The organism is Nonomuraea sp. CA-143628 (genome assembly GCF_050942315.1).
GTDB lineage: Bacteria > Actinomycetota > Actinomycetes > Streptosporangiales > Streptosporangiaceae > Nonomuraea.
In genome coordinates this window covers 12,650,526-12,675,334 of sequence record NZ_CP192072.1, presented here as the reverse complement: position 1 = coordinate 12,675,334, position 24,809 = coordinate 12,650,526, and the positions used below count along the sequence as shown (strand labels likewise).

Annotated in this window: 26 protein-coding genes and 2 tRNA genes; 20 read left to right on the top strand and 8 right to left on the bottom strand. The window is 69.8% G+C overall.

Going from position 1 to position 24,809, the window contains the following annotated elements:
• The first annotated feature begins 19 nt into the window (after window positions 1-19).
• The 4 genes from ACQP2T_RS57565 (at window position 20) to ACQP2T_RS57550 (ending at window position 1,194) form a co-directional block, all read left to right on the top strand.
• Window positions 20-184: a hypothetical protein gene (locus ACQP2T_RS57565; RefSeq protein ID WP_433513147.1), complete on the top strand. Its 165-nt coding sequence runs from the start codon at window positions 20-22 to the stop codon at window positions 182-184.
• Between the two features lie 167 nt (window positions 185-351).
• Window positions 352-555, top strand: a complete 204-nt coding sequence (locus ACQP2T_RS57560; protein WP_433513146.1) for a transposase — start codon at window positions 352-354, stop codon at window positions 553-555.
• A gap of 68 nt (window positions 556-623) precedes the next feature.
• Window positions 624-696, top strand: a tRNA-Thr gene (locus tag ACQP2T_RS57555).
• A 129-nt stretch (window positions 697-825) separates the two neighbouring features.
• Window positions 826-1,194: a DUF6247 family protein gene (locus ACQP2T_RS57550; RefSeq protein ID WP_433513145.1), complete on the top strand. Its 369-nt coding sequence runs from the start codon at window positions 826-828 to the stop codon at window positions 1,192-1,194.
• 139 nt (window positions 1,195-1,333) lie between these two features.
• Here the strand turns inward: ACQP2T_RS57550 and ACQP2T_RS57545 are convergent, their stop codons facing one another.
• Entirely contained in the window at window positions 1,334-1,471 is a 138-nt protein-coding gene (locus ACQP2T_RS57545) for a hypothetical protein (RefSeq protein ID WP_433513144.1), read from the bottom strand.
• A 614-nt stretch (window positions 1,472-2,085) separates the two neighbouring features.
• Between ACQP2T_RS57545 and ACQP2T_RS57540 the strand changes: the two genes are divergently transcribed.
• The 10 genes from ACQP2T_RS57540 to ACQP2T_RS57495 all read left to right on the top strand — a co-directional run bounded on the left by ACQP2T_RS57540 (window position 2,086) and on the right by ACQP2T_RS57495 (window position 9,656).
• Window positions 2,086-2,565: a GntR family transcriptional regulator gene (locus tag ACQP2T_RS57540; protein ID WP_433513143.1), complete on the top strand. Its 480-nt coding sequence runs from the start codon at window positions 2,086-2,088 to the stop codon at window positions 2,563-2,565.
• Window positions 2,566-2,817: 252 nt separating this feature from the next.
• Entirely contained in the window at window positions 2,818-3,243 is a 426-nt protein-coding gene (locus ACQP2T_RS57535; RefSeq protein WP_433513142.1) for a hypothetical protein, read from the top strand.
• A 296-nt stretch (window positions 3,244-3,539) separates the two neighbouring features.
• Window positions 3,540-3,613: transfer RNA gene (locus ACQP2T_RS57530), tRNA-Met, on the top strand.
• A gap of 70 nt (window positions 3,614-3,683) precedes the next feature.
• Entirely contained in the window at window positions 3,684-3,848 is a 165-nt protein-coding gene (gene rpmG / locus ACQP2T_RS57525; protein WP_019632658.1) for a 50S ribosomal protein L33, read from the top strand.
• Between the two features lie 239 nt (window positions 3,849-4,087).
• Entirely contained in the window at window positions 4,088-4,537 is a 450-nt protein-coding gene (locus ACQP2T_RS57520) for a MaoC family dehydratase N-terminal domain-containing protein (protein ID WP_433513141.1), read from the top strand.
• Window position 4,538: 1 nt separating this feature from the next.
• Window positions 4,539-4,967 carry a MaoC family dehydratase gene (locus tag ACQP2T_RS57515; protein WP_433513140.1) on the top strand — a complete coding sequence of 143 codons (429 nt, stop codon included), beginning with the start codon at window positions 4,539-4,541 and terminating at the stop codon, window positions 4,965-4,967.
• A gap of 55 nt (window positions 4,968-5,022) precedes the next feature.
• Window positions 5,023-6,081 (top strand): hypothetical protein, encoded by a 1,059-nt coding sequence (locus ACQP2T_RS57510; protein ID WP_433513139.1) that lies wholly within the window; start codon window positions 5,023-5,025, stop codon window positions 6,079-6,081.
• 34 nt (window positions 6,082-6,115) lie between these two features.
• The gene (locus ACQP2T_RS57505; protein ID WP_433513138.1) at window positions 6,116-7,150 is read left to right on the top strand and encodes a UDP-N-acetylmuramate dehydrogenase; all 1,035 of its coding nucleotides are present in this window, start codon (window positions 6,116-6,118) and stop codon (window positions 7,148-7,150) included.
• Window positions 7,151-7,373: 223 nt separating this feature from the next.
• Window positions 7,374-7,940, top strand: a complete 567-nt coding sequence (locus ACQP2T_RS57500; protein WP_357959194.1) for a TMEM165/GDT1 family protein — start codon at window positions 7,374-7,376, stop codon at window positions 7,938-7,940.
• Between the two features lie 111 nt (window positions 7,941-8,051).
• On the top strand, window positions 8,052-9,656 hold the full coding sequence (locus ACQP2T_RS57495; RefSeq protein WP_433513137.1) for an ABC-F family ATP-binding cassette domain-containing protein: 1,605 nt from the start codon (window positions 8,052-8,054) through the stop codon (window positions 9,654-9,656).
• A 21-nt stretch (window positions 9,657-9,677) separates the two neighbouring features.
• Here ACQP2T_RS57495 and ACQP2T_RS57490 read toward each other — a convergent pair whose 3' ends face one another.
• Window positions 9,678-10,454, bottom strand: a complete 777-nt coding sequence (locus tag ACQP2T_RS57490; protein WP_433513136.1) for a TetR/AcrR family transcriptional regulator — start codon at window positions 10,452-10,454, stop codon at window positions 9,678-9,680.
• Between the two features lie 73 nt (window positions 10,455-10,527).
• Between ACQP2T_RS57490 and ACQP2T_RS57485 the strand changes: the two genes are divergently transcribed.
• Window positions 10,528-12,789, top strand: a complete 2,262-nt coding sequence (locus tag ACQP2T_RS57485; RefSeq protein WP_433513135.1) for an ATP-binding cassette domain-containing protein — start codon at window positions 10,528-10,530, stop codon at window positions 12,787-12,789.
• Window positions 12,790-12,969: 180 nt separating this feature from the next.
• Here ACQP2T_RS57485 and ACQP2T_RS57480 read toward each other — a convergent pair whose 3' ends face one another.
• Both ACQP2T_RS57480 and ACQP2T_RS57475 read right to left on the bottom strand, forming a co-directional pair.
• Window positions 12,970-15,870, bottom strand: coding sequence for a helix-turn-helix transcriptional regulator (locus ACQP2T_RS57480; RefSeq protein WP_433513134.1), 2,901 nt, complete (start codon window positions 15,868-15,870; stop codon window positions 12,970-12,972).
• A gap of 289 nt (window positions 15,871-16,159) precedes the next feature.
• Window positions 16,160-16,306: a hypothetical protein gene (locus ACQP2T_RS57475; protein ID WP_214640428.1), complete on the bottom strand. Its 147-nt coding sequence runs from the start codon at window positions 16,304-16,306 to the stop codon at window positions 16,160-16,162.
• Window positions 16,307-16,501: 195 nt separating this feature from the next.
• Here ACQP2T_RS57475 and deoC point away from each other — a divergent pair, with 195 nt between their 5' ends.
• Genes deoC through ACQP2T_RS57455 form a run of 4 tightly spaced genes read left to right on the top strand, consistent with a single transcriptional unit; the run spans window position 16,502 to window position 19,892 of the window.
• Window positions 16,502-17,431, top strand: coding sequence for a deoxyribose-phosphate aldolase (deoC, locus tag ACQP2T_RS57470; protein ID WP_357959308.1), 930 nt, complete (start codon window positions 16,502-16,504; stop codon window positions 17,429-17,431).
• A complete protein-coding gene (locus ACQP2T_RS57465; protein ID WP_433513133.1) occupies window positions 17,431-18,864 on the top strand; it encodes an aldehyde dehydrogenase family protein in 1,434 nt (477 codons plus the stop codon). Before deoC ends, ACQP2T_RS57465 begins: the two co-directional genes overlap by 1 nt.
• Window positions 18,857-19,051, top strand: a complete 195-nt coding sequence (locus ACQP2T_RS57460; RefSeq protein WP_358432328.1) for a hypothetical protein — start codon at window positions 18,857-18,859, stop codon at window positions 19,049-19,051. The genes ACQP2T_RS57465 and ACQP2T_RS57460 overlap by 8 nt, the downstream gene beginning before the upstream one ends.
• On the top strand, window positions 19,044-19,892 hold the full coding sequence (locus tag ACQP2T_RS57455; RefSeq protein WP_357959180.1) for an aldehyde dehydrogenase family protein: 849 nt from the start codon (window positions 19,044-19,046) through the stop codon (window positions 19,890-19,892). Before ACQP2T_RS57460 ends, ACQP2T_RS57455 begins: the two co-directional genes overlap by 8 nt.
• Window positions 19,893-19,927: 35 nt before the next feature.
• Here the strand turns inward: ACQP2T_RS57455 and ACQP2T_RS57450 are convergent, their stop codons facing one another.
• Window positions 19,928-21,244: an FAD-binding oxidoreductase gene (locus ACQP2T_RS57450; RefSeq protein WP_433513132.1), complete on the bottom strand. Its 1,317-nt coding sequence runs from the start codon at window positions 21,242-21,244 to the stop codon at window positions 19,928-19,930.
• Window positions 21,245-21,315: 71 nt separating this feature from the next.
• Between ACQP2T_RS57450 and ACQP2T_RS57445 the strand changes: the two genes are divergently transcribed.
• Window positions 21,316-22,266: a LysR family transcriptional regulator gene (locus ACQP2T_RS57445; protein ID WP_433513131.1), complete on the top strand. Its 951-nt coding sequence runs from the start codon at window positions 21,316-21,318 to the stop codon at window positions 22,264-22,266.
• A gap of 37 nt (window positions 22,267-22,303) precedes the next feature.
• Here ACQP2T_RS57445 and ACQP2T_RS57440 read toward each other — a convergent pair whose 3' ends face one another.
• Genes ACQP2T_RS57440 through ACQP2T_RS57430 form a run of 3 tightly spaced genes read right to left on the bottom strand, consistent with a single transcriptional unit; the run spans window position 22,304 to window position 24,753 of the window.
• Window positions 22,304-23,749 (bottom strand): amidase, encoded by a 1,446-nt coding sequence (locus ACQP2T_RS57440; RefSeq protein WP_433513130.1) that lies wholly within the window; start codon window positions 23,747-23,749, stop codon window positions 22,304-22,306.
• 19 nt (window positions 23,750-23,768) lie between these two features.
• Window positions 23,769-23,930 carry a hypothetical protein gene (locus tag ACQP2T_RS57435; protein ID WP_433520012.1) on the bottom strand — a complete coding sequence of 54 codons (162 nt, stop codon included), beginning with the start codon at window positions 23,928-23,930 and terminating at the stop codon, window positions 23,769-23,771.
• Complete coding sequence (locus tag ACQP2T_RS57430; protein ID WP_433513129.1) at window positions 23,923-24,753, bottom strand: SPFH domain-containing protein; 831 nt, start codon at window positions 24,751-24,753, stop codon at window positions 23,923-23,925. The genes ACQP2T_RS57435 and ACQP2T_RS57430 overlap by 8 nt, the downstream gene beginning before the upstream one ends.
• Between the last annotated feature and the right edge of the window lie 56 nt (window positions 24,754-24,809).

The window sequence follows — 24,809 nt, the reverse complement described above, 5'->3', positions numbered from 1 at the left end:
GCGGCCGGTCAAGACGCAGGTGAAGATCTCCGGCTGCCATCAATCCGAAGACGGTGCCGCGCACCGGCTGACCATCCGTTCCTACCTCGATAGCGCCCGCAAGCACGGGCTGAGCGCCTTCGAGGCGATCCACCGCGCCTTCACCGGCAACCTCTGGATGCCGCCGGTCGCACTCGACGCCTGATCAGCACGTATCACCCAGCGTCACAGAACCTTCTGATTGCTTACTGCCCGGTATCGAATCGGCACTCGCCACAACCTAGATGCGTAGACGCAGTAGCAACTCGGTATGGCGTGTAACGCATGTCGCCTATCGGAAATTGAGAGACCCAGGAGCTACTGTGTGCCGCTATGGACAGGCGATGGGTTGGGTTAGACGGCTACGAGGTTGTTCTCGCCGAGCGTGACGGGCGACAGGTGCTCCGGGTGCGCAGGAACGGGGTTCCCGTCGCCGACTGCGTGTCGGTCGCGGAGGTGGCCCGGCACGTCGATCTAGCCGATCTCTGCGAGGTCGTGGAGCTGCCGTTCCAGCGGGGTTATGAGGCGGTCGGCTAGTGGGGCTGACGAGTTCGCGTCATCGCTGAGGGCCGTGTATGGTTACACCTGTCCGCAGCGCCGGACAGGCCCCTATAGCTCAGTCGGCAGAGCGTCTCCATGGTAAGGAGAAGGTCAACGGTTCGATTCCGTTTGGGGGCTCGCACACTGACAAGGCAATTCGCCCGACCCGTGAAATCGCGGAGTCGGGCGTTTCTCGTTATGCGCGACGACCGGGCAGGTGCCCGCTGGACTCGGTAGCCTCGAAGGGCAGCGAGAGGAGGGCGGCCGGTGAGCGCTCAGCCGCATGGCACACGCGGTACGCCCGAGGAGGTCCGGGCATCGCTCAAGGATGACCGCAGCCCCAAAGTCATCCGTGCCGCGCTGTCGGCCGAGGACCACGCGCTGTTCGACCGCGAATACCGGACTGCGCTGGACCAGGCGAAGGTCTCCTACGATTTGGCACCCATCCAGGAGTTCCAGACGCGCTGGTGGATGGCCGCCGTCCTCAAGGCCGACCCGGACGAGTACGCGGAGACCCTCCAGGCTGGAGAGCGCGCAGCGGAGTACTACGAGCGGGGAGAACGCCCGCCTGGCGCCACGCGGTGGGATGACGCCGTTGAGGCCGATCTCCGGGAACATATCAAGCGCGGTCAGTAGGCTCGCCTGGTGTACGCCGTCGAGTTCGAGCCGCCGGCGGAGAAGCAACGCGACACGCTACTGGTCGAGGCGCTACCTGGATTTATGGAGTGAGGCCCGGCCCTCGCTCGTCCCCTCCAGGCGGCAAAGGCCGGGCTGTCTACGGGGCCCGCTCGGGCCGCAGATCCGATACATGCACGATGAGGGCCCTGGCGAGCGTGAATTCCAGCGTGGCGTGGTCCGTCAGCGGGACGTCCTGGCGAGCCGGGCCGCCGGAGGAGAAGACGATTCCCTTCACACCCCACGGCTTATAGTCGGGCGAAGTGTAGACGTGGGCCTCCTGCTGGAGGCGTGGGCACGCGGCTCGCGCCCCGGGGATACACCGCAGGCACGTCGGCGGCTTGCTGAGGTGGCCGGACGCGGCGTGTACCTTCTCGTGGAAAACCCAGGGGAGGCGCCCGGTATCGGGGTTCAGCGCGGGCTTGGCGCACACCTGGCAGAGTCGGTGCAGCATGCATTCCCTCTGCCGCAGCGTGTGCAGCTCGTCGTACTGGGGCCTCCCAAGGCGGTGCGACGGCTGCCGGGCCCACAGGACGCCAGGCCCCAGTCGCTCGCCGCAGGGTCGATGTACGACAGTCGCCGCCCGCTCAACGCCCACGTGTCGATGAGGACGGTGAGAGCCAGCGAGACGGTCTCCTCGCTGTAGGCGACGACGTGCGGCACCCGGAGGGCGGTCGAGGTCATTAGGGGGAGGTCAGGCGCGGGTTCAGGAGCAGCCATGTCTTGACCGTACGTCCACTTGCCCTGTCTGGTCTAGGGATTGCTATAAATCAGTTAGATGGTTGACTGCAATCAACAAGGAGCATGTAGTGGAACAAAAGGGCATGATATAGCTCACCTATCGTCGCGAGCGTGCTCAACCGTGAGGGGCCTGTGCCGATCTATCGGCAGGTCGCCAATGAGATCAGGCGCCGCATCACCAGCGGGACGATCCCGCCTGGCCACGCCATCCCCAGCGAGCACCAGATCGTCGCCGAGTTCGAGGTGTCGCGCATCACCGCGACGAAAGCCATCCGCATGCTGCGAGACGATGGTCTGGTCTACACGGTCCGTGGCGTCGGCTCGTTCGCCGGTCCCGAAGACCAGCCGCGCGTCACCGAGACGACGTCGCCCTATCAGCGGGTCGCCGCCGAGATCGCCGAACGGATCCGCGCCGGCGAACTCCGGCCTGACTTCCCGATTCCGAGCGAGACGACGCTCATGCAGCAGTACGGCCTCGCGAAGGGCACTGTCAGGCGGGCGGTCGCTCTGCTGCGCGAGCAGGGGTGGGTGTTCACGGTGCCGATGCGCGGCACGTACGTGGCGGCGCGCAAGGACTGGCCCAAGGCCTGAACGCCCTGGCAGGCCGTGTACTGGTACTTCCAGCAGTGGAACAGGTCGGCATGGCTCGCCGCCTCACCCGAGTCGGACCCGCCCATTGCCAAGCGCGCTACATCTGCGACTGGCCGAGATGATCGCCATCTCAAGCACGTACGTAGAGCTGATCCGTCGCGGAACGCTCAGTTGGAGTCAGCCGTCTGATCGATCATGGTCCTACGCCATCTGAAACGCTCACCCGCTCTGCTGTGCGCCCTGGCAGCGCCCTTGCTGTACGCCGCGGCGACCCTGATCGCGCTCCAGCTGGCCGCCCACCCGACGGAGCTCGAAGACCCCGTGCTGCTACACCGGCTGGACGGGGAAATCGCGTGGGCGCGGCAGGTGACGCTCAGCATCACCCTCATCCTCGCCGTCGAGGCGGCCTTGCTCGCCGCGCTGGGTGGTCGGCTGAATCGTCGATCGACCGCCGGTGGCCTCGTGCTGTGCACGGCCACCAGCGTGGTCTACCTGTTGACTCTGGCCCTGGCCGTATTGGCCACTTATGTCACTGTGCTGTATCCCTCTGGCGATCTCGATCTCGGGCTGCTCTTTCCCGGCTGGTACTTTCCTGCACTGATCATCATCGCCATCATGGCCCTCACCGGGTTGATCGTCTGGATGTCCGTCGCCGTCAGGAGCGCCTCGGCCCCTTGATGGTCGCCGGCTGCGGTCGCAGCGGACGCGTACGGTGACGTGCCGCGTTTCCCGAACATGTTCCGCAGCCCGCAACCGTATCTGCGGGCTGGTATGCCTCCTTCGCACACTGACGAGGCAATTCGCCAGACCTGCGAAATCGCGGAGCTGGGCGTTTCTCGTTGTGCGTGGATTTTGCCCGCCGTACCCCGGCTGCTAAGCTTGCTCGCTGGCCAGCTTGGGCGGGTTGGTCGATTACGTATGTGCTCCCCAGGTCAGGTATCCTCTACGGGCCGGGGTCGTTCGTCCGGCTCAAAGGCGGAGTAGCTCAGTCAGGCAGAGCAAACGGCTCATAATCGTTGTGTCGCCGGTTCAAGTCCGGCCTCCGCTACTGCCCCTCCCCAGGTCGCCGACCTGGGCTTGGGCATGTCCCAGTCCCAAACGTAGAAAGGCACTCCCACGTGGCTGCCACCGACGTTAGGCCGAAGATCACGCTGGCCTGCCAGGAGTGCAAGCACCGCAACTACATCACGCGGAAGAACCGGCGCAACGACCCGGATCGGCTTGAGCTGAAGAAGTACTGCCCCAACTGCCGCTGCCACCGCGCGCACCGCGAGACCCGCTAGCTCTTTTCCGAGCGCGGTCTCGCCGGGGGCATTCTCCTGGCCTTAACCAAACGCACAACCGGCGTCCTGCATCAGGGCGTCGGTTTGTCGTGTCTGCTGGCCGTTTCGGTTGCGGAAGTCGCCAGCCGCCATGGCGGTGGAATTCGCCGCCCGTCACTGCGGCAAAGTCATGGTCATCCCGGCGACAGCCGAACCTTGTTCTGTTAGCGTCTGCGTAACGGACATGCGAGGGAGCACAGATGGCCTTGAACCGCGACTTCGTGGGCCGGACGTACGCGTCCAAGTCCTCGTACGAGGTCAGCCGGGTGAAGATCAGGGAGTTCGCCGCCGCGATCGGTGACGGCAATCCGATCTACCGAGACCGGGACGCCGCCCAGGCCGCCGGGCATCCCGATGTGGTCGCGCCGCCGACCTTCCCCATCGTGTTCAGCCTGCAGAGCGGCGGCGAGGCGCTGGCCGATCCGGACCTCGGCCTCAACCTGGCCATGGTGGTCCACGGGGAGCAGCGTTTTGAGTACGTACGCCCCATCTACGCCGGCGACGAGCTCGTCACCAGCTCCACGATCACCGACATCCGCAGCGCCGGGCGCAACGAACTGCTGACGGTGCGAAGCGACATCAGCACGGTCTCCGGTGAGCCGGTCTGCACCACGTACAACACGATCGTCGAGCGCGGAGGGGCGGCCTGAGATGACTGCCACGGTGAAGTACGACGAGATCGAGGTCGGCTACGAGATCCCGGCCACCGGCTACGACGTCCGCAGGCTCAACCTGGTGATGTACGCGGGAGCGTCGGGAGACTTCAACCAGATCCACTGGAACGAGCGGTTCGCCAAGGCGGTCGGGCTGCCCGACGTCATCGCGCACGGCATGTACACGATGGCGCAGGGCGGCCGGTTCGTCACCGACTGGGTGGGCGATCCCGGCGCGGTGGTCGACTTCGGGGTGCGGTTCTCCTCGATGGTGGTCGTGCCCGATGACGACGAGGGTGCGACGATCACCATCAGCGGCGTCGTGGAGGAGAAGCTGCCGGACAAGCGGGTGGTCGTCGGGCTGACGGCCAGGGCGGGCGACACCCGGGTGCTGTCCAAGGCTCGCGCGGTGGTTCAACTCGCGTAGGGCAACGAGCTCGGCCGGATGATAGGCGGGGCGGCTCTCGGGTACGCGGGAGCCTATGGATACAGCTCCGCACCAAGGCAGGATCTGGCCCACGGTCGCATCGATCCCGGTCTCCGCGGTGACCGACAAGCCGCCCGGCCACCTGGGTCCCGTCAGGACCGAGGACGTGGCGGGCGCCGTCGGCACGGGCCGCGACACGACCGGCGGCCGCGACACGACCGGCGGCCGCGACACGGCCGGCGGCGCGGGCGCGGCGACGGGTGTCGGCACCGCGGGGGCCAGGCCAAGAGGCGCTCGCGCCAATCCCGCCGACGAGCTGGGCTTCTCCGGTGACCCAGAGCAGCGGGGCGATCCGGGCGACGACATGCTGCACGCCCAGCGCGTCTGGGACGCGAGCCTGGCCGCCAACCGGCTCGACGCGGCGGGCGTCGCCGACGAGCGGCAGCGGGTGGCGACCGCCGACGTCACGGCGTCTGTGAGTCTCATCGTCGACGGCCGGCCGGAGGACGTACGGGCGTCCATAGAGTCGGTACTTGAGCACACCGAGGCCCATGTCCTGGCCCTCGACCTGGGCGACGTTGACGGCGCCGGTGAGGTGCTGCACGAGCTGGCCCTGCGCCATCCGAAGCGGATCACCGAGTGGCGGGTGGCCGAGGCCCCGCACTGGCGGGGTGGCTCGGCCACGTGGGGTGCCTGCCGGGCCAAGCTGCTGCGCCTCGACACGTCAGAGGTGCACGTACTGATGGAGACCTCGGTCGTACTGACGGGCGACGCGCTCACGCCGCTCGTCGCTGCGGTCGCGGACGGCGCGGTCGCGGCGGGGTGGCACGGCCTGGAGCGACCGCCGGACGGCCAGGAGGCGCCGGGGGCCGGTCTGGAGCGGCAGCTGATCGGCGCGGGATGGCACGAGGCGGGGCCGGGGCGCGTGCGCGCGTTGCGCGGCGACCTGATGGCGGTACGCAGGTCGGCCGCGATCGGCGCGCTGCCCGAGGACGCCCGCGACGGGGAGAACGCCGACCTGGAGCTCTCCATGGCCCTCAAGGGCGAGCTGGTCGTGCCCTCCGACCGCCTTCCCGTACGCCGCCTGCACGAGCCCGAGGCGCCCCAAGAGTGAAAGCCCCGCCGAGGGCCTCATAAGCTTGTGCCCCATGGAGAACCTCGCGCCGTACACCACCCTCGGGCTGGGCGGCCCCGCCCGCGAATTCGTCGAGGCCAGTACGGCGGAGCACCTCGTCTCCCTCGTGGCCGAGGCCGACCGGCAGGCCCAGCCCACCCTGGTGCTCGGCGGCGGGAGCAACCTGGTGGTCGCCGACGAGGGGTTCGACGGGCTGGTCATCCGGGTCGTCACCCAGGGCGTGTCCGTCTCCCGTGACGGTGACGAGGTGCTGGTCACGGTCGAGGCGGGGGAGGACTGGGACGGACTGGTCACCCGCGCGGTGGCCGAGGGCTGGTCCGGCATCGAGTGCATGTCCGGCATTCCGGGGCTCGTGGGCTCGACCCCGATCCAGAACGTCGGCGCCTACGGCCAGGAAGTGGCCCAGACCATCAGGTGCGTACGCGCCTACGACCGCAGGACGCGGCAGGTGGTCGACCTGGAGGCGCGGCAGTGCGGCTTCTCCTACCGCGACAGCGCGTTCAAGCGGGATCTGGCGCGGCATGTGGTGCTCGGCGTGACGTACGCGCTCGACGTCTCGGAGCTGTCGGGCCCCGTGGCCTACCAGGAGCTGGCCACCCGGCTGGGCGTCGAGCCGGGCGCCCGCGTGCCGCTCGACCAGGCTCGTCGAGCGGTGCTGGAGCTGCGGCGCGGCAAGGGCATGGTGCTCGATCCGGCCGATCCCGATACCCGCAGCGCCGGGTCGTTCTTCACCAACCCGGTCCTGTCGGCCGCCGAGGCCGAGGAGCTGGCGGCGCGGGCCCCCGGTCATCCGCGCTGGGACATGCCGGACGGCCTGGTCAAGGTGCCCGCCGCCTGGCTGATCGAGCAGGCGGGCTACCCCAAGGGCTACGAACGCGGCCCGGTCCGCATCTCCACCAAGCACACGCTGGCCCTGACCAACCCCAACGGCACGGGCACCACGGCCGACCTGCTGCTGCTGGCCGGGGAGGTGCGTGACGGGGTGCTGGAGAAGTTCGGTGTCACGCTCGTCAACGAGCCGGTGCTGGTCGGCTGCTCGCTGGAATAGGTCCCGGAGAGCCGCTGTTATGGTTGTTCGGAATTACCGAAGGGGAGTAGTCCCAATCGCGTGATCGACATGCTGGCGCGCTAGCGCGCCCGGTCACGCGGGCCTGTACGGGCGGACGAGACCTTCGGCCTGGTAGCTATGGATCAAGACGCTGCCGGGCCGAAGTCGTGCCCGAAAACTCCCTGGGTGCCTGCTTCCGGCTCGGTTGCGCGGAAGAGGACAGTTGGAAGCGTTCTGGATCAGCCTCGCGGTCATTTTCGTGGCCGAGATGGGTGACAAGAGCCAGCTCATGGCGATGACGTTCGCCACCCGTTTCAAGCCTTGGCCGGTGCTGGCCGGCATCACGATCGCGACGACCGCCGTGCACCTGGTCAGCGTCGCGGTGGGCGGGCTGATCGGCGACGCGTTGCCCACGACCGCCATCTCCGTCGTGGCCGGCCTCGCCTTCCTGGGTTTCGCCCTGTGGACGCTGCGCGGTGACGAGCTGACGGACGAGGAGTCGAGCAAGGCCCGGCGCACCACCAGGAACGCCGTGGTCGCGGTGACGGTGGCGTTCTTCCTGAGCGAGCTGGGTGACAAGACCATGCTGGCCACCATCACACTGGCGACGCAGCACGGCTGGCTGGGCACCTGGATCGGGTCCACGGTGGGCATGGTCGCCGCCGACGCCCTCGCGATCGTGGTGGGGCGCCTGCTGGGCAAGCACCTGCCGGAGAAGGCGATCAGGTATGGAGCCGCCGCGGTGTTCGCGATCTTCGGAATCGCGCTGCTGGTGGATGCGGTCGTCTAACGCGCCGGGTGATCGGTTACGGTAGGAGCATGTCTACGCCCCGCGTTTCCTAGCTGAGGACCCGCTTCCACGCCAGAAGTGTGTCCTTAAGCTTTCTCGGAGCGTAGTATTATGATTACCGTTCGTGATGTCGAGCTGCGCGCGGGCGCCCGCCTGCTGCTCTCGGACATCTCCTTTACCATCTCCCCCGGCGACCGCATCGGCTTGGTCGGACGCAACGGCGCGGGCAAGACCACCTTGATGACCGCTCTCGCGGGCCGGGCCACGCCTGCCGCCGGGACGATCATCCGCACCGGCACGGTCGGGTTCCTCCCGCAGGACTCCCGCGCGGCCGACCCGGCCGTCACCGTCACCGACCGTATCCTGTCCGCCCGCGGCCTGGACCGGGCCCTGCGCGGGCTGCGCGCGGCCGAGGGCGTATTGGCCGAGGCGGCCGGGCCCGCCGCGCTGGAGCGGGCGATGCGCGCCTACACCCGTGCGGAGGCAGCCTTCCAGGCCGGCGGCGGATACTCGGCCGAAGCCGAGGCCGCCCGCGTGGCGGCCGGGCTCGGCCTGCCCGATCGGGTGCTGACCGCGCCGGTCGGCAATCTCTCGGGCGGGCAGCGGCGCCGGGTGGAGCTGGCGCGGATCCTGTTCGCCGGCCACGACGGTGCGCTGCTGCTGGACGAGCCGACGAACCACCTGGACGCCGACTCCGTCACCTGGCTGCGTACCTTCCTCCAAGGCCACCAGGGCGGTCTGGTGGTGATCAGCCATGACACCGGTCTGCTCACCGAGGTCGTCAACCGGGTCTTCCACCTGGACGCCACCCGCGCGACGATCGACCACCACAACACCGGCTGGGTCGCGTACCTCGCCGAGCGGGAGGTCGATGAGCGGCGCCGCACCCGGGAGCGAGTGAACGCCGAGCGCAAGGCCGCCGCCCTGCACACGCAGGCGGACAAGATGAAGGCCCGCTCGGCCACCGCCGTCATGGCCCGCAGCATGGCCCGCCGAGCCGACCGCATGCTGGCCGAGCTGGAACCGGCCCGCCGCACCGAGAAGGTGGCCCGGATCCGGCTGCCCGAACCGGAGCCGTGCGGCCGGATGCCGCTCGGCGCGGTCAGCCTGGCCAAGTCCTACGACGGTCACCGGGTCCTCGACGGCGTCGATCTGGCCGTGGACCGGGGCAGTCGCCTGGTCGTGCTCGGCCTCAACGGCGCGGGCAAGACCACCCTGCTGCGCATCCTCGCGGGCCACGAGCGGCCGGATGCCGGACGGGTGGTGCACGGGCACGGGCTGCGGCTGGGCTACTTCGCCCAGGAGCACGACACCCTCGACCCCGCCCGCACAGTCCGGCAGAACCTGTTGGACGCCGCCCCTCACCTGACGGATGGCGAAGCGAGACGGGTCCTGGGCGCGTTCTTGTTCAGCGGGGACGACGCCGACAAGCGCGGCGGGGTGCTCTCTGGCGGGGAGAAGACCCGCCTGGCACTGGCCGGGCTGGTCCACTCCGGAGCCAATGTGCTGCTTCTGGACGAGCCGACCAACAACCTCGACCCCGCCTCCCGCGACGAGGTCCTGGCCGCCGTCGGCTCCTACCCAGGCGCGATCGTGATGGTCACCCACGATGAGGGCGCCATCGACGCACTCCGCCCCGACCGTGTCCTGCTGCTGCCGGACGCGGACGAGGATCTGTGGAGCGAGGACTACCGCGATCTGGTCGCCCTCGCCTGACGGGCCCCACCCAATTACGCTCTAGCGTCGTTCGATGAGGACCTGGAGACCGTCCAGGACGCGCTGGAGGCCGAACTCGTAGGCGTGGTCGGCGCTGTAAGGGGCGTTGTTGGCGGCTCCGGCGGCCGCGCCGACCCGGGTGGCCGTCGGATAGGCGGCCTCGTCGTAGACGCGGGCGAGCAGTGGGGAGCTGACGGCCCACCACTGCTCGTCGGTCATCTCCTCGCTCTGGGCGGCCCGCTGGTCGGCGGCCGAGCGGGCGGAGGAGTGCACGAAGCCGAGCATGTAGGTCAGGGCGGCGTCCATCTCCACGTCGCCCAGGCCGAGCCCTTCGAAGGCCCGCAGCTCGTGCTCGTACTTGGCCAGGACCCCCGGGCCGAGCGGCGGCCGTGTGGTGGACACAGCGAGCATCCACGGGTGTTGTTCGTACACCGTGAGGTTGGCCTGCGCCACCGCCTCCAGCCGCGCCCGCCACGGCAGCTCCGACAGGTCGGGGCGGGGCATCTGGCCGAGGACCGTGTCGAGCATGAGGTCGAGCAGCTCGGCCTTGCCCGGCACGTACGTGTAGAGCGACATCGTGCCGATCCCGAGCTTCTGGGCGACCCGCCGCATCGTCGTGGCGTCGAGCCCCTCCTCGTCGGCGACGGAGATCGCGGCCGCGACGACCTCGTCGACCGTGTGGCCCTGACGTGGCCCGCGCTGCGCCGGCCGCGCTCCCGGCTGCCGCCAGAGCAGCTCGATGGTGCGGGCGGGGTCTCCGGCGCTGGTCCGGGCGATCGTGGGCGGCACGTCATCCATCTTCTCACTCAACATAACTCCGTACATAGTACGATGTACGGCGTACGGAGTTCATCGAGGTCGAGGAGTGACGTTGCAGACGTCCCGTATCCAGATCATCGGCGCGCGCGAGAACAATCTCCGCGACATCTCCCTGAGCCTTCCGAAGGGGCAGATCACCGTCTTCACCGGCGTATCCGGGTCCGGGAAGTCGTCCATCGTGTTCGACACTCTCGCCGCCGAGGCGCAGCGTCAGCTCAACGAGACCTTCACCGCCTTCGCCCGCAACAGGCTGCCGAAGTACGGGCAGCCGGACGTCGACGTGATCGAGAACCTGTCCGCCGCGATCGTGGTCGACCAGAAGCGGCTCGGGGGCGGCTCGCGCTCGACCGTCGGCACGATCAGCGACATCTACTCGCTGCTGAGACTGCTGTTCTCGCGGGTCGGCAAGCCGTTCGTCGGCTACTCCAACGCGTTCTCGTTCAACGATCCTCAGGGCATGTGTCCTGAATGCGAGGGTCTGGGCAGGACGGTCGCGCTCGACCTCGACGTCTTCCTGGACAGGTCCCGGTCGCTGAACGAAGGTGCCCTCCTGCACCCGCACTTCGCCGTCGGCACCTGGTACTGGAAGATCTACGCCAACTCCGGCCTGTTCGACAACGACAAGAGGCTGGCCGACTACGACGAGCGGGAATGGGCGATGCTGCTGCACGGCGCCCAGACCAAGGTGCCGCTGGAGTGGCAGGGCGGCACGATCAACTCCAGCTACGAGGGCGTGGTGACGCGGTTCACCCGCCTGTACGTCAAGAAGGACGTCGCCGAGATGTCCGAGGCCAACCGCCGGCTCTTCCAGGAGTACGTCACGACGGCCACCTGCCCGCTGTGCGCGGGCGCCCGGCTCAACCAGGACGTGCTCGGCTGCGAGATCGACGGTTTCAACATCGCCCGGCTCGCCACGATGGAGGCCACCGAGCTCGTGGAGGTTCTGGCCGGGTTCACCGACCCGGTGGGCGCCCCCGTGGTGGCGAGCCTGATCGACCGGGTGCGCGACCTCGTCACGATCGGCCTCGGCTACCTCAGTCTCGACCGCGAGACCGCCACGCTCTCGGGCGGCGAGTCACAGCGCGTCAAGATGGTGCGGCACCTCAGCAGCAGCCTCACGGACATGATGTACGTCTTCGACGAGCCGAGCGTCGGGCTGCACGCGCGCGACGTCGAACGGCTCAACACGCTGCTGCGCAAGCTGCGTGACAAGGGCAACACGGTCATCGTCGTCGAGCACGACCCCGAGGTGATCGGGATCGCCGACCACGTCGTGGACATCGGCCCCGGGGCCGGGACGCACGGCGGGCAGGTGGTGTACGAGGGCACCGCGGCGGCGCTGCCCGATGCCGGCACCCTGACCGGCCGGTACATGAAGCGGCGACTACCCCTGAAGACCGACAACCGGCGCCCCACCGGCATGATGTCGATCGCCGGCGCGAACACGCACAACCTGAAGGACGTCACCGTCGACATCCCCGCCGGCGTGCTGACCGTCGTGACGGGAGTCGCGGGATCCGGCAAGAGCACGCTGGTGAACGACGTGTTCCTGAGCCGGCACCCCGAGGCGGTGGTCATCGACCAGTCGGCCGTCAGCGTCTCGCGCCGCTCCAACCCCGCCACGTACACCGGGATGCTGGACGAGATCCGGCGGCTGTTCGCGCGGGCCGGGTCGGTGAGCGCCTCGCTGTTCAGCCCCAACTCCAAGGGCGCCTGCTCCGCCTGCCAGGGGCTCGGCGTCATCTACACCGACCTGGCGTTCATGGACGGGCTGAAGTCGACCTGCGAGGACTGCCAGGGGCGGCGCTTCCGGCCGGAGGTGCTGGAGCACAAGCTGGACGGGAAGTCGATCAGCGACGTACTGGAGATGACGGCGGCCGAGGCGTACGCGTTCTTCCCGCAGCCGAAGCTCAGGCGGGTGCTGCGGGCGGTCAACGACGTCGGGCTCGACTACCTCACGCTCGGCCAGCCGCTCAGCACGCTGTCGGGCGGCGAGTGCCAGCGCATCAAGCTGGCCACTGAACTGCACAAGAGCGGCACCGTGTACGTCATGGACGAACCGACCACCGGCCTGCACATGTCGGACGTGAAGCGGCTGCTCGACATCATGGACCGGCTCGTCGACGCCGGGAACTCGGTGGTCGTCATCGAGCACAACCTGGACGTGGTCAAGAACGCCGACTGGGTCATCGATCTCGGGCCCGAAGGGGGCGGGCAGGGGGGTCAGGTGCTCTTCGAGGGCACGCCGCGCGATCTGCTGGCGGCGACCGGCTCCCACACCGCCGAGTTCCTCCGGCGGGACCTGGCCTCCTAGGGGAGTGGGTCCGTCACGCGACCGTCTCGACCCTTGTGACCGTCCGTGGAGGCCAGGGTCCTTCGGGAGTGATACCCCCCGGGGGTGAAGAGGGAGACGGTCCGTCGTGGTTGGGGTCCTTCGGGGGAGGAGAGGGAGACGGTCCGTCGTGGTTGGGGTCCTATAGGAGGAGACCCGCTTCTACCGGGACAGCAGGGAGAGGCGGTGTGCGGCCGCGGCTGCCTCGCCGCGGGTGGTCACGCCCAGTTTGGCCAGGATGTTGGACACGTGCACGCTGACCGTCTTGGCCGAGATGAACAGCTCAGCGGCGATGTCCCGGTTCGTACGGCCCAGCGCCACCAGCCGCAGCACCTCCGTCTCGCGTGGCGTGAGCAGCTCGGGGACGGTCGCCTGCTGCTGGACGACGCCGACCCGCCGGGAGAGTGCCTCGATCTCGTCGATCAGCGGCGTCGCCCGCAGCGCGGCGGCCAGCGGCGCGGCCACGGTGAGCCGGGTCGCCGCGCCCTCCCTGTCGCCCGACCGCGCCACCACGGTGGCCGCCCTGACGAGGGCCTTGGCCTGGTTGTGCGGGCGCTTGAGGCGTTCCCAGGCGGCCGCCGCCGCGTCGAAGTCGCGCGAGTACGTCAGTTTGTACGCCTCCGCCACCGGCCCGCTGACCTTGAGGCTCGCGGCCACCTTGGCGGCCTGCTCGCGCACCGCGCGGACCCGGTCGGGCTCGGCGTCCTCGGCGGTGTCGCAGACCAGGGTGAGCAGAGCCAGCCGCCGCCAGCCCAGCATGGCCTTGGGGGGCTGCGACGACGGGGGCTGCGATGACGAGGACTGCGACGACGAGGACTGCGACGACAATGACAGGATGCGCTCGGCCATGGCCAGCGCGGCCAGCGACTCGCCCTTGAACAGGTGCCAGCCGATGCGCAGCCGGGTGCTGTTGGTGACGTCTTGCAGGAACTCCTCGGGCCGCTCCTTGAGCACGCCCAGCTCCGCCAGGATGCCTTCGACGACCGCGAGCTCGCCCCTGGCCAGCGCGATGTCGGCGCGTACGCGGAGCAGGTGGTTGTGGGTGCGCAGCACGGGACCGAGGCTGAGCGCCTGACCGATGGCCTCGAGGGCCTCGTCCCAGCGGCCGATGGCCTCCAGCGCCTCGGCCCTGTTGAGGAGGATGAACAGCCCGTTGAGTCGCATCCGGCCGTACTGCTTGGCCAGCTGCCAGCCCTCGTCGGCCAGCGCGAGGGCTTCCTCGGAGCGCCCCAGGTCGCTCAGCGCGTCGATGTTGTTGCCGATCGCCCGCGTGATGAGCCGTCCCGAGCTCTCCTGACGGCCCATTTCCAGCGCGCGCAGGTTGGTGGCCAGCGTCGCCTCTGTGTCACCGTTGATCGAGTGGCCGAGCGCCAGGTTCAGCAGGAGGTCTCCTTCGAGGCACTTGTCGCCGAGGTCCCGGCTCAGGCGCAGGCCCTCCTCGATGAGCCGGGTGCCCTCCTTGACGTCGCCACGGAGCATCAGGTGCTGGCTCATTGGCATGATGACGCTCGCGCGGGCCAGGTTCGGCTCGGGCACCAGACGCAGCGCGTGCTGGAAGTCGTCGAGGACGCCCGTTTTGCCCTTGTAGATCTTGAGGTTGGCCCAGCGCACGATCAGCGTGGCGACCCGGGCCGGCTCCTGGGTCTCGTCGAGCTGCGCCAGGGCCGCCTTGACGAACTTGATGCCCCGGTCGAGCTCGCCGCCCGCGAGTGCGGCCTCGCTGGCGCGTTCGAGCACCGCCGTGTGGTCGGCGCCGATGCGCCCGGCCGCGTCCGGCACCCGGTCCCACAGCATGAGTACGCGTTCGAGCAGCGGGATCGCCTCGGTGTACGCGAAGGCCCTGAACGACTTCTGCGCCGCCTCCCAGGCCGAGATCAGCGCCCAGAGGTCGTTGCGCGCGCCGTACCAGTGGTGGGCCAGCTCCACGGCGGCCCGGCCCGGTGGCACCAGTTTGCGGTCGCGGGAGATCTCCTCGGCGTAACGCGAGTGCAGCCGTTGATGCTCGCCGGGCAGCAGCTCGTCGTGTACGGCCTCGCGGATGAGGGAGTGCCGGAAGACGTAGGCGCGGTTGTCGGCGATCTGCAGCACGTTCCCGGCGATGGCCGATCGCAGGGCGGCCTCCAGCTCCAGGTCGGACAGGCCGCTGACCGCGGCGAGCAGGGAGTGGCCGACCCTGATGCCGCCCGCGGCGGCGATGCGCAGCACGCGCTGGGTCTCCTCGGGCAGCCGCTCGACCGAGCCGAGTATCAGGTCCTGCATCGACTCGGGGAACGCGCAGTCCTCGCCGCAGTCCAGCAGGGCCTCCACGAACAGCGGGATGCCCTCGCTGCGCTCGTAGACCTTCTCCACCTTGGGGTAGTCGGGGTCGATGCCGAGGATCCCGGCCATCTGCAGGGCGACCTCGTCCCTGGACAGGCGGGGCAGGTCGAGCCTGAGCACGCTGCTGACCCTGCCCAGCTCGGCGAGCACCGGCCGGAGCGGATGCTGCCGGTGCAGGTCGTCGGAGCGGTAGGTCATGACGATCAATATCTGCGCGGTGCCGAGGTTGCGGCTGAGGAAGGCGATCAGGTCGCGGCTGGACCGGTCGGCCCAGTGGATGTCCTCGATGAGCAGGATCGTCGGCCGGTTGCCGGCCAGCCGTTGGAGGAGCGTCAGGAACTGCTCGAACAGGCGGGCCCGGCCCGTGTCGGTCTCGCCGTCGCCGCTGGGCTCGCCGAACTCGGGGAGCAGCCGGGCCAGGTCGCGTTCGGCGCCGCCCGGCAGCAGCGCGGCGATCTGGGTGGTGCCCTGCTCCCTGACCAGCTGTCTCAGGGCAGCCGTGAACGGCGCGTAGGCCAAGCCCTCCGTGGAGAGCTCGACGCACCCGCCGTACAGCACATGAGCGCCGCTCCGCGCCGCCTGCTCGGCGAAGCGTTGCACCAGCCGGGTCTTGCCGACTCCCGCCTCACCGCCGACCAGCACGGCTGTCGCGGTGCCCTTCCGGGCCTCGTCGAAGGCTTGAGAGAGGGCCGTGAGCTCCTCTTCCCGCCCCACGAAGACGGGACTTACCGAACGTCCCAGCATGTCGTCCAGCATGTCATGCCTCACCAGCCGCTTTCGACGCATTTTGGGCAGATTGATAAGCGGCTTTGGCCCGCTGGGGCGGTGGCCGCAAATGGGGTTCCCGGGGGTTCGTCACGCAGACCGTTGGGATCCCGTGTGACGGTCCGTCGTGGTCGGGGTTTTTTGGAGAGATACCCCCTTCGGGGGAGGGGAGAAGGGCGGTCCGTCGTGGTCGGGGTCCCTTCGGAGAGCTAGGGAGGGACGGTGGCCCGGCCGCGAGGGAGGGTGCGGCCGGGCGCTTGTGGGGCGGTCATGAGGAGCGGCGCTTGCCGAAGACCGAGCGGCGCTCGGACTTGTTGCCCTCCTGAGCCTCGCGTACCTGACGGTGCCGGGCAGCCGCCTGGCGCAGCTCGTTGACGTGGCTCTTCATGATCTGGTATTCGATCTCGGGACTCATGGTGGTGTGTCTCCTTCTTGTGTCTTGCTGACACTCTTAAGGTTCGGTCTAAGGCCCCCACCGCCACATCGGGCGGATGCCTTATCTCCCGGGAAACTCCAGGCCAGGGAGTACCTAGGAGGGGCACCGATGCCGCCTTAGAGATCCGGTTTGGACGTAGCCCACCTGGTCGGCGATCCTGTGGAGGTGTCAACTGTGACTACCTCGCTCGCCGACGTCGGCTCGTCCGGCGCGACGCTGCGAGCATTCCTGCACGGCCTGCCCGGTGTCGACCGGGTCGGCGCGGACCAGCGAGCGGCGATGCTCGGCACCCGCTCCATCAAGACCAGCGCCAAGGCCATGGCGATCGACCTGGCCATCTCGATGGTCGACCTCACCACGCTCGAGGGCGCGGACACGCACGGCAAGGTGCGTGCGATGTGCACCAAGGCGAGGCACCCCGGCGAGGGAGCGCCCCGGGTGGCGGCCGTCTGCGTCTATCCCGACCTGGTGGCGGTGGCCGCCGGCGCGCTGCGCGGCTCGGGGGTGAAGGTCGCCTCAGTGGCGACCGCCTTCCCGAGCGGACGCACCTCGCTGGAGGTCAAGGTGAGCGACACCGCGCTCGCCGTCGCCGCGGGCGCCGACGAGATCGACATGGTGATCGACCGCGGCGCGTTCCTGTCCGGCGACTATCTCAAGGTGTACGAGGAGATCGTCGCGGTGAAGGCCGCCTGCGGCTCCGCCCACCTGAAGGTGATCCTGGAGACCGGCGAGCTGTCGACCTACGACAACGTACGGCGGGCGTCCTGGCTGGCGATGCTGGCCGGAGCCGACTTCATCAAGACCTCCACCGGGAAGGTGGCCCCGGCCGCCACGCCGCCGGTGACGATGATCATGCTGGAGGCGGTGCGCGACTTCCGCGACGAAACGGGCCGGCAGGTCGGCGTGAAGCCGGCCGGCGGCATCCGCACCACCAAGGACGCCATCAAGAACCTCGTGCTGGTCAACGAGACCGCCGGCGAGGACTGGCTGTCGCCCGACTGGTTCAGGCTGGGCGCCTCGTCGCTGCTGAACGACCTGTTGATGCAGCGCCAGAAGCTGACCACCGGCCGTTACGCGGGCCCCGACTACTTCACCTTGGACTGATGATGGCGACCTTCGCATACGCACCGGCGCCCGAGTCGCGCGACATCGTCGATCTGAAGCCGTCGTACGGGCTGTTCATCAACGGCGAGTTCGTGGACGGCTCGGGCTCCCCCTTCAAGACGATCAACCCGGCGACGGAGGAGAAGCTGGCGGAGGTCGCCACGGCCTCCGCCGACGACGTCGACCGGGCCGTACAGGCCGCGCGCAAGGCGTTCGGGGTCTGGAGCGCGATGCCGGGCACCGAACGGGCCAAATACCTGTTCAGGATCGCTCGCATCATCCAGGAACGCGCCCGCGAGCTGGCCGTGCTGGAGTCGCTCGACAACGGCAAGCCCATCCGCGAGTCGCGCGACGTGGACCTGCCGCTCGTCGCCGCGCACTTCTTCTACTACGCCGGCTGGGCCGACAAGCTGGAGTACGCCGGGTTCGGCGCGGACCCCCGGCCGCTCGGCGTCGCCGGGCAGGTCATCCCGTGGAACTTCCCCCTGCTCATGCTGGCCTGGAAGATCGCCCCCGCGCTGGCCTGCGGCAACACGGTGGTGCTGAAGCCGGCCGAGACCACGCCGCTGACGGCGCTGCTGTTCGCGGAGATCTGCCGGCAGGCCGAGCTGCCGCCCGGTGTCGTCAACATCGTCACCGGCGCGGGTGAGACGGGCGCCGCCGTGGTCGCCCACCCCGACGTGAACAAGGTGGCCTTCACCGGCTCCACCGAGGTCGGCCGGATCATCGCCAGGACCGTCGCGGGCACCGGCAAGAAGCTCACGCTGGAGCTGGGCGGCAAGGCCGCGAACATCGTCTTCGACGACGCCGCGCTCGACCAGGCCGTCGAGGGCGTGGTCAACGGCATCTTCTTCAACCAGGGGCACGTGTGCTGCGCGGGCTCCCGGCTGCTGGTGCAGGAGTCGATCCAGGACGAGCTGCTGACGGCGCTCAAGCGGCGCCTCGGCACGCTGCGGCTGGGCGACCCGCTCGACAAGAACACCGACATCGGCGCGATCAACTCGGCCGAGCAGCTGGCGAAGATCCGCTCGCTCAGCGACCTCGGCGAGCAGGAGGGGGCCGAACGCTGGTCGCCCGCCTGCGAACTGCCCGACAAGGGCTTCTGGTTCCCGCCGACCGTCTTCACCGGCGTGGCCCAGTCGCACCGCATCGCCCGGGAGGAGGTCTTCGGCCCGGTGCTGTCGGTGCTGACGTTCCGCACCCCGGCCGAGGCCGTGGAGAAGGCCAACAACACGCCGTACGGGCTGTCGGCCGGGATCTGGACGGAGAAGGGCTCGCGCATCCTGTGGATGGCCGACAAGCTCAGGGCCGGAGTGGTCTGGGCCAACACGTTCAACCGGTTCGACCCGGCCGCGCCGTTCGGCGGGTACAAGGAGTCCGGATACGGCCGCGAGGGCGGGCTGCTCGGGTTGGAGGCCTACCTTGATGTGTGAGCACCGCCGTTCCCGCCGGGGCAGACGGCGGGCGCAGGCCACGCGCGGCCACGCCTTCGCCCGCGCCGGAAGGCCCGTACGCACCGGCTGGTACGCCCACCGCTGCGGGGTGAGCCGGTGCGGCCAGGTCTTCGTGCCGGTCGAGATGTCGGAGGAGACCATGCGGAGGGGGCGCGGCGATGAGTAGGTTGGCCGTTCGCAAGACGTACAAGCTGTACATCGGCGGGGCGTTCCCGCGCTCCGAGAGCGGGAGGTCCTACGCCGTGACCTCGCCCAAGGGCGACTTCCTCGCCAACGCCTCGCGGGCCTCCCGTAAGGACGTCCGTGACGCCGTGGTGGCGGCGCGCAAGGCGTTCCCCGGCTGGTCGGGCGCCACGGCCTACAACCGGGGCCAGATCCTCTACCGGATCGCCGAGATGCTGGAGGGCCGCCGCGCGCAGTTCGCCGAGGAGCTGGGCGGCGGCAAGAAGGCGGCGTTGGAGGCCGTGGACGCCACGGTCGACCGGCTGGTCTGGTACGCGGGCTGGTCGGACAAGATCGCCTCCGTGCACGGCACGGCCAACCCGGTCGCCGGCCCGTACTTCAACCTGTCCTCGCCGGAGCCCACGGGGGTCGTCGCCGTCGTCGCGCCCGAGGACCCGCTGGTGGGGCTGATCTCGGTGATCGCGCCGGTGATCGTGACGGGCAACACGTGCGTCGTGATCGCCTCCGAGCGGACGCCGCTGCCGTCCATCACCCTGGCGGAGGTGCTGGCCACCTCGGACCTGCCGGGCGGCGTCGTCAACGTCCTCACGGGGCATCAGCGGGAGCTCGCGCCCTGGCTGGCGGCCCACATGGACGTCAACGGGCTGGACCTGACCGGTGTGTCCGACGCCGAGCTGGCGCTGACCTGCGAGCAGGCGGCGGCGGAGAACCTCAAGCGGGTCCTGCGCCCGTCGCCGGACGAGGACTGGCGGGCGGCCCCGGCCCTCACCCGCATGACGCGCTTCCTGGAGACGAAGACGGTCTGGCACCCGATGGGGGTCTGACCGTCAGGCGGGTGGGATGTCGGCGTTGAGCGTCGTCACGCCGGTGGGATGTTGGCGTTGAGCCGGAACAGGTTGCCGGCATCCCACACCGTCTTCAGCGCGGCCAGCCGCCGGTAGTCGTCCGGGTCGTAGGCCAGACGGACCTGGTCGGGCGCGGTGTTCTCGCCGTACAGGAAGTTGAGCCCGCGGCCTCCGGTGTCCCACGGGGACAGGGCCTCGCGGACCCCGTCGTGGAGCGGGCGCACCTCGCCGGGGTCACCGCCCGGCGCGAGCCGGGACAGGACGCCGACCTGATACTGGGCGTCGCGGTTGACCACGGGCCCGAGGCCCGGCTTGTCCAGCGCGCCACCCATATGCCTGATCTCCAGGATGGCGCGTTCCGTCTCCAGCAGCGCGTCCACGGCCCGCGCGGGCAGCTCGCGCAGCAGCGAGTGGGTGGCGTAGTAGGCCATCGGCTCGGCCGGGTCGTTGTGGATGCTGCCCGACTCGGTGTACGGCAGCTCCTTCACCGAGTCCACGAGCCGGGGCCCGATCGCGCGCAGCGGCTCCAGCAGGCGCTCGCCCTCCTCCGAGCCGCCCGTGTACGCGATCCGCACGTGGCCGACCCGGCGGCCGCGGAACACCTCGGGCACCTGCGGGGCGTCCGGGAACGGGATCACCGCGATGGACGAGGTCATCTCCTCGGGCAGGTCCCGTGTCCACTCGGCCCAGCGCCGCACCACGTCGGTGGCTAGATCGAAGAACAGGCCGCCTCCGTACAGACTGGTCACCGGGACCAGGCCGATCTCCAGCGCCGTGACCACGCCGAAGTTGCCGCGCCCGCCGAGCAGCGCCCAGAACAGGTCCGGCTCCGTCGCGGCCGTCACCTCCCTGAGCACGCCGTCGGCGGTGACCACCTCGACGGCGCGCACCTGGTCGACGGCGTAGCCATAGCGGCGCGCCATGAGTCCGAGCCCGCCGCCGAGCGTGTAGGACACGGCGCCCACGGACGGGGCCGAGCCGGACAGCGGGGCCAGGCCGTGGCGGGCCGCCTCCTCGATGACCCGCGCCCAGCGCACGCCCGCCTCGATTCTGGCGGTCGCGGTCTCGGGGTCTATCCGTACGCCGGTCATCCTGCGGGTGCTGATGAGCAGGCCGCCCTCGGCCGCCATCGGCATGCCGTGCCCGGTCGCCTGCACGGCCACCAGCAGCCCGTCCGCCGCCGCCAGGGCCACGGCCGCGCGTACGTCGGCGGCGTCCGTCACGCCGATGATCACGTCCGGCCGGTGCCGGGCGAGGGCCTGGAAACCGGCCCGCTCGTCGTCATATCCCTCATCACCCGGTCGGAACACCGGGCACTTCAGCATGTCCATGCGATTCAGCTTGTGTCGGGCTCATCCAGAAGTCAAAGAGATGGATTTTCTGGCTGCTAGCATGATTTGTTATGGAGCTCCGACAGCTTGAGTACTTCGTGGCTGTGACCGAGGAGGCCGGCTTCACCCGGGCCGCGGCCCGGCTCCATGTCGCGCAGCCCGGGGTGAGCGCGCAGATCCGGCAGCTGGAGCGGGAGCTGGGCCAGCCGCTGTTCGACCGCTCGGCGCGGCAGGTGCGGCTCACCGAGGTGGGGGAGGCCGTGCTGCCCTATGCGCGGGCCGCGCTCGCGGCGGTCGCCGCCGCCCGGCTGGTCGTCGACGAGATGACCGGGCTGCTGCGCGGGCACGTCGTGATGGGCACCGTCTCGGCGCCCTCCGTGCTCGACCTGCCAGGGCTGCTGGCCGACTTCCACGACCGGCATCCGGCCGTGGAGATCTCGCTGCGGGAGTCCGATCCGGAGAGCCTGATCGAGGCGGTGCGGGCGGGGCGGATGGACCTCGGGCTCATCGGCATCGGATCGAGCGTGCCGCCGGGGCTCGACGCGCAGGTGGTGGTCGACCAGGCTTTGGTGGCCGCCGTCGGGCTCACTCACGACCTGGCGGGGAAGTCCGATGCCGGGCTGGCTCAAGAGCCCGCCGTGGGGGCCGCTCACGACTCGGCGGGGGCGCCCGCCATCACGTTGCGGGAGCTGGCGGACCGGGCGCTGATCTGCCTGCCGCGCGGCACCGGTCTGCGGGCCGCGCTCGACGAGGCGTGCGCCGCCGCCGGGTTCACGCCGCATGTCGCCTTCGAGGCCAGCGAGCCGTACGTGCTGGGGCAACTCGCCGCCAAAGGGCTCGGCCTGGCTGTCCTGCCCGAGTCGGCGGTCACCGTCGCGAAGGACGACCTGCACGTACTGGAGATCACCGAGCCGCGGCTGCGCGGCCGGATGGCGCTCATCTGGCGGGCCACGGGGCCGTCGGGGCCCGCCGCGCGAGCGTTCATCGACCACGCCCGCCGCCGACTGCCCGACTTCAGCTGAATCGACCACGTTCGCCGACTTCAGCTGAATCGGACCGTCAGCTTGAGTAGCCGCGCGGCCGGACCGGCGGGTGGGCGGCCGACAGCTGGGCGGCCAGGCCGAGCAGTTGCGGCTCGCCGCCGGGTGGGGCGATGAGCTGGACGCCGATCGGCAGGCCGCTGGAGTGGGTGGCGATGGGGACGGTGAGCGCGGGCCAGCCGCACATGTTCCAGGCGCCGGTGGCGGGCGCGTACCTGACGTTGGCCAGCAGGTTGCGGGCGAGCCCGCGTTCGCCCCAGCGGTCGGCCTTCGGCGGGATCCGGGCCAGCGTCGGCGTGATCAGCACGTCGGCGTCGCCGAACCACTGGTCGGCGCCGTACCCGTGCCAGCGGGCGCGACCCCGCTCGCCGTCCAGCCTGAGCGCGTGGAGCACCCGGCCCGCGCGGGCCAGCGCGCGGGTGCGCGGTTCCAGGCGCCCGCGGTCGAGACCGGCGGCCGCCCCGGCGGCGCGGGTCAGCCAGGTGGCGATCGTGACGGGACCGAGCGCGGCCGGCAAACGCTGGTCGTGCTCGACGACCGTGTGCCCGGCGATCCTGAGGGTCTCGGCCGCCGCGCGTACCGCCGCCTGGAACTCCCGGTCCATCGGCAGGCCCACCGGCAGCGGCTGCGGGGAGTAGGCCACGCGCAGGTCGAAGGGCTCCGGGGTCTCGTGCGGTGGCCGGGGCGCCCATACCTCGTCGTCATCGTCCGCCCAGACCGAGCGGAGCATGCGCGGCCGGGGCTCGATCCGTTCGCCGCCGCGCCAGGACTCGGCCAGGCCCTCGTCGGCGGCCAGGACGGAGAGCATCAGGGCCAGGTCGGGCACGTTCCTGGCCAGCGGGCCGTTCTCGGTGAGGCCGCCCCACGTCTCTGTCGGCGGTGGTACGAGGCCCGTGCCCGGCTTGATGGCGAACACCCCGCAGCAGGCCCCGGGAATGCGCAGCGAGCCCATCCCGTCGTTGCCCAGGGCCAGCGGCACCATCCCGGCCGACACCGCCGCGGCGCTGCCCGCCGACGAGCCGCCGGACGTACGGGCCAGGTTCCAGGGGTTGCGCACGGTGCCGTAGGCGCTGTCGCCGAAGGCGACCAGGCCCAGCTCGGGCAGGTTGGTCAGGCCGACGATCACCGCGCCGGCCGCGCGCAGCCGGCTGACCGTCTCGTGGTCCTTGGGCGCGGGCGTGTCCGCCGTCGCGGCGGATCCGCCGCGGGTGGCCTCGCCCGCGACCTCCAGGTTGTCCTTCACCGCGACGGGTACGCCCGCCAGCGGCAGCTCCGCCAGGTCGCGGCGCTCCTGCACGGCCCGCGCCTCGTCCAGGGCCCGCTCCCTGACCAGCCGGAACGCCCCGACTCCTGGATCGCGCTCGGCGATGGCGTGAAGGTGTTCCTCGACGACGGTCGCGGCCGTGACCTCACCCTGGCGTACGGCCGTCGCGATCTCGATGGCGGACCTGCCTGTCCACAACATGCTTAAAGTGTGCGGGTTTTCACCCTTCGTTGCGAGGCTCCCGGCCGGCCTGCTTCAGCGCGAGCCGCAACGCGTACTCGATCTGCGCGTTGACGCTGCGCAGATCGTCGGCCGCCCACTTGGCGAGGACGTCGTAGACGGCCGGATCGAGGCGCAGCAGGAGCTTCTTGCGCTCAGGCATAAAGACTGCCGGTGTTCACCACCGGCTGGGTAGCCCGGTCGCCGCAGAGGACGACCAGGAGGTTGGAGACCATCTGCGCCTTACGCTCCTCGTCCAGCTCCACCACCTGCTCGGCGGCCAGCTTATCGAGCGCGAGCTGGACCATGCCCACAGCGCCTTCGACGATTCGGGTGCGCGCCGCCACGACCTGGGCGGCCTGCTGGCGGACCAGCATGGCCTGGGCGATCTCGGGAGCGTACGCGAGGTGCGTGATGCGCGCTTCCAGCACCTCGATCCCGGCCAGCTCGGTGCGCTCGCGCAGCTCGGCGGTGAGCTCGGCGGCCACCTCCGTGCCGTCGCGCAGGCTGGTGCGGCCGGGGTCATGCGAGTCGTAGGGGTGTGTGGTGGCCAGGTGGCGCACGGCCGCCTCCGACTGGATCTCGACGTAGTCCTCATAGTCGTCCACCGAGAACTTGGCCTTGGCCGCGTCGTCCACCTTGTAGACGACCACCGCGGCGATCTCGACCGGGTTGCCGTCGGCGTCGTTGACCTTGAGCTTGGCCGTCTCGAAGTTGCGGACCCTGAGCGTGATCGTGGTCTTGCTGGTGAACGGCAGCACCCACTGTAAGCCCGCGTCCTCGACCGTGCCGATGTAGCGGCCGAAGAACTGCACCACCTTCGCCTCGTTCGGGTTGACCACGGTGAACCCGCTGGCGACCAGCGCGAAGAGGACGATCCACCCGATGCCCAGAACCTGCGGCGAGCCGATGGCCGCTATGGCGGCGAGCACCAGCAGGACGAGGAGGACCAGGAAACCGTTCAGGCGGAAGGCGTATCGTTCCATCCCGACTCCTTGCTATCGAAGTGATATCACAATGATAGCCCGTCTACGCTTGGTCC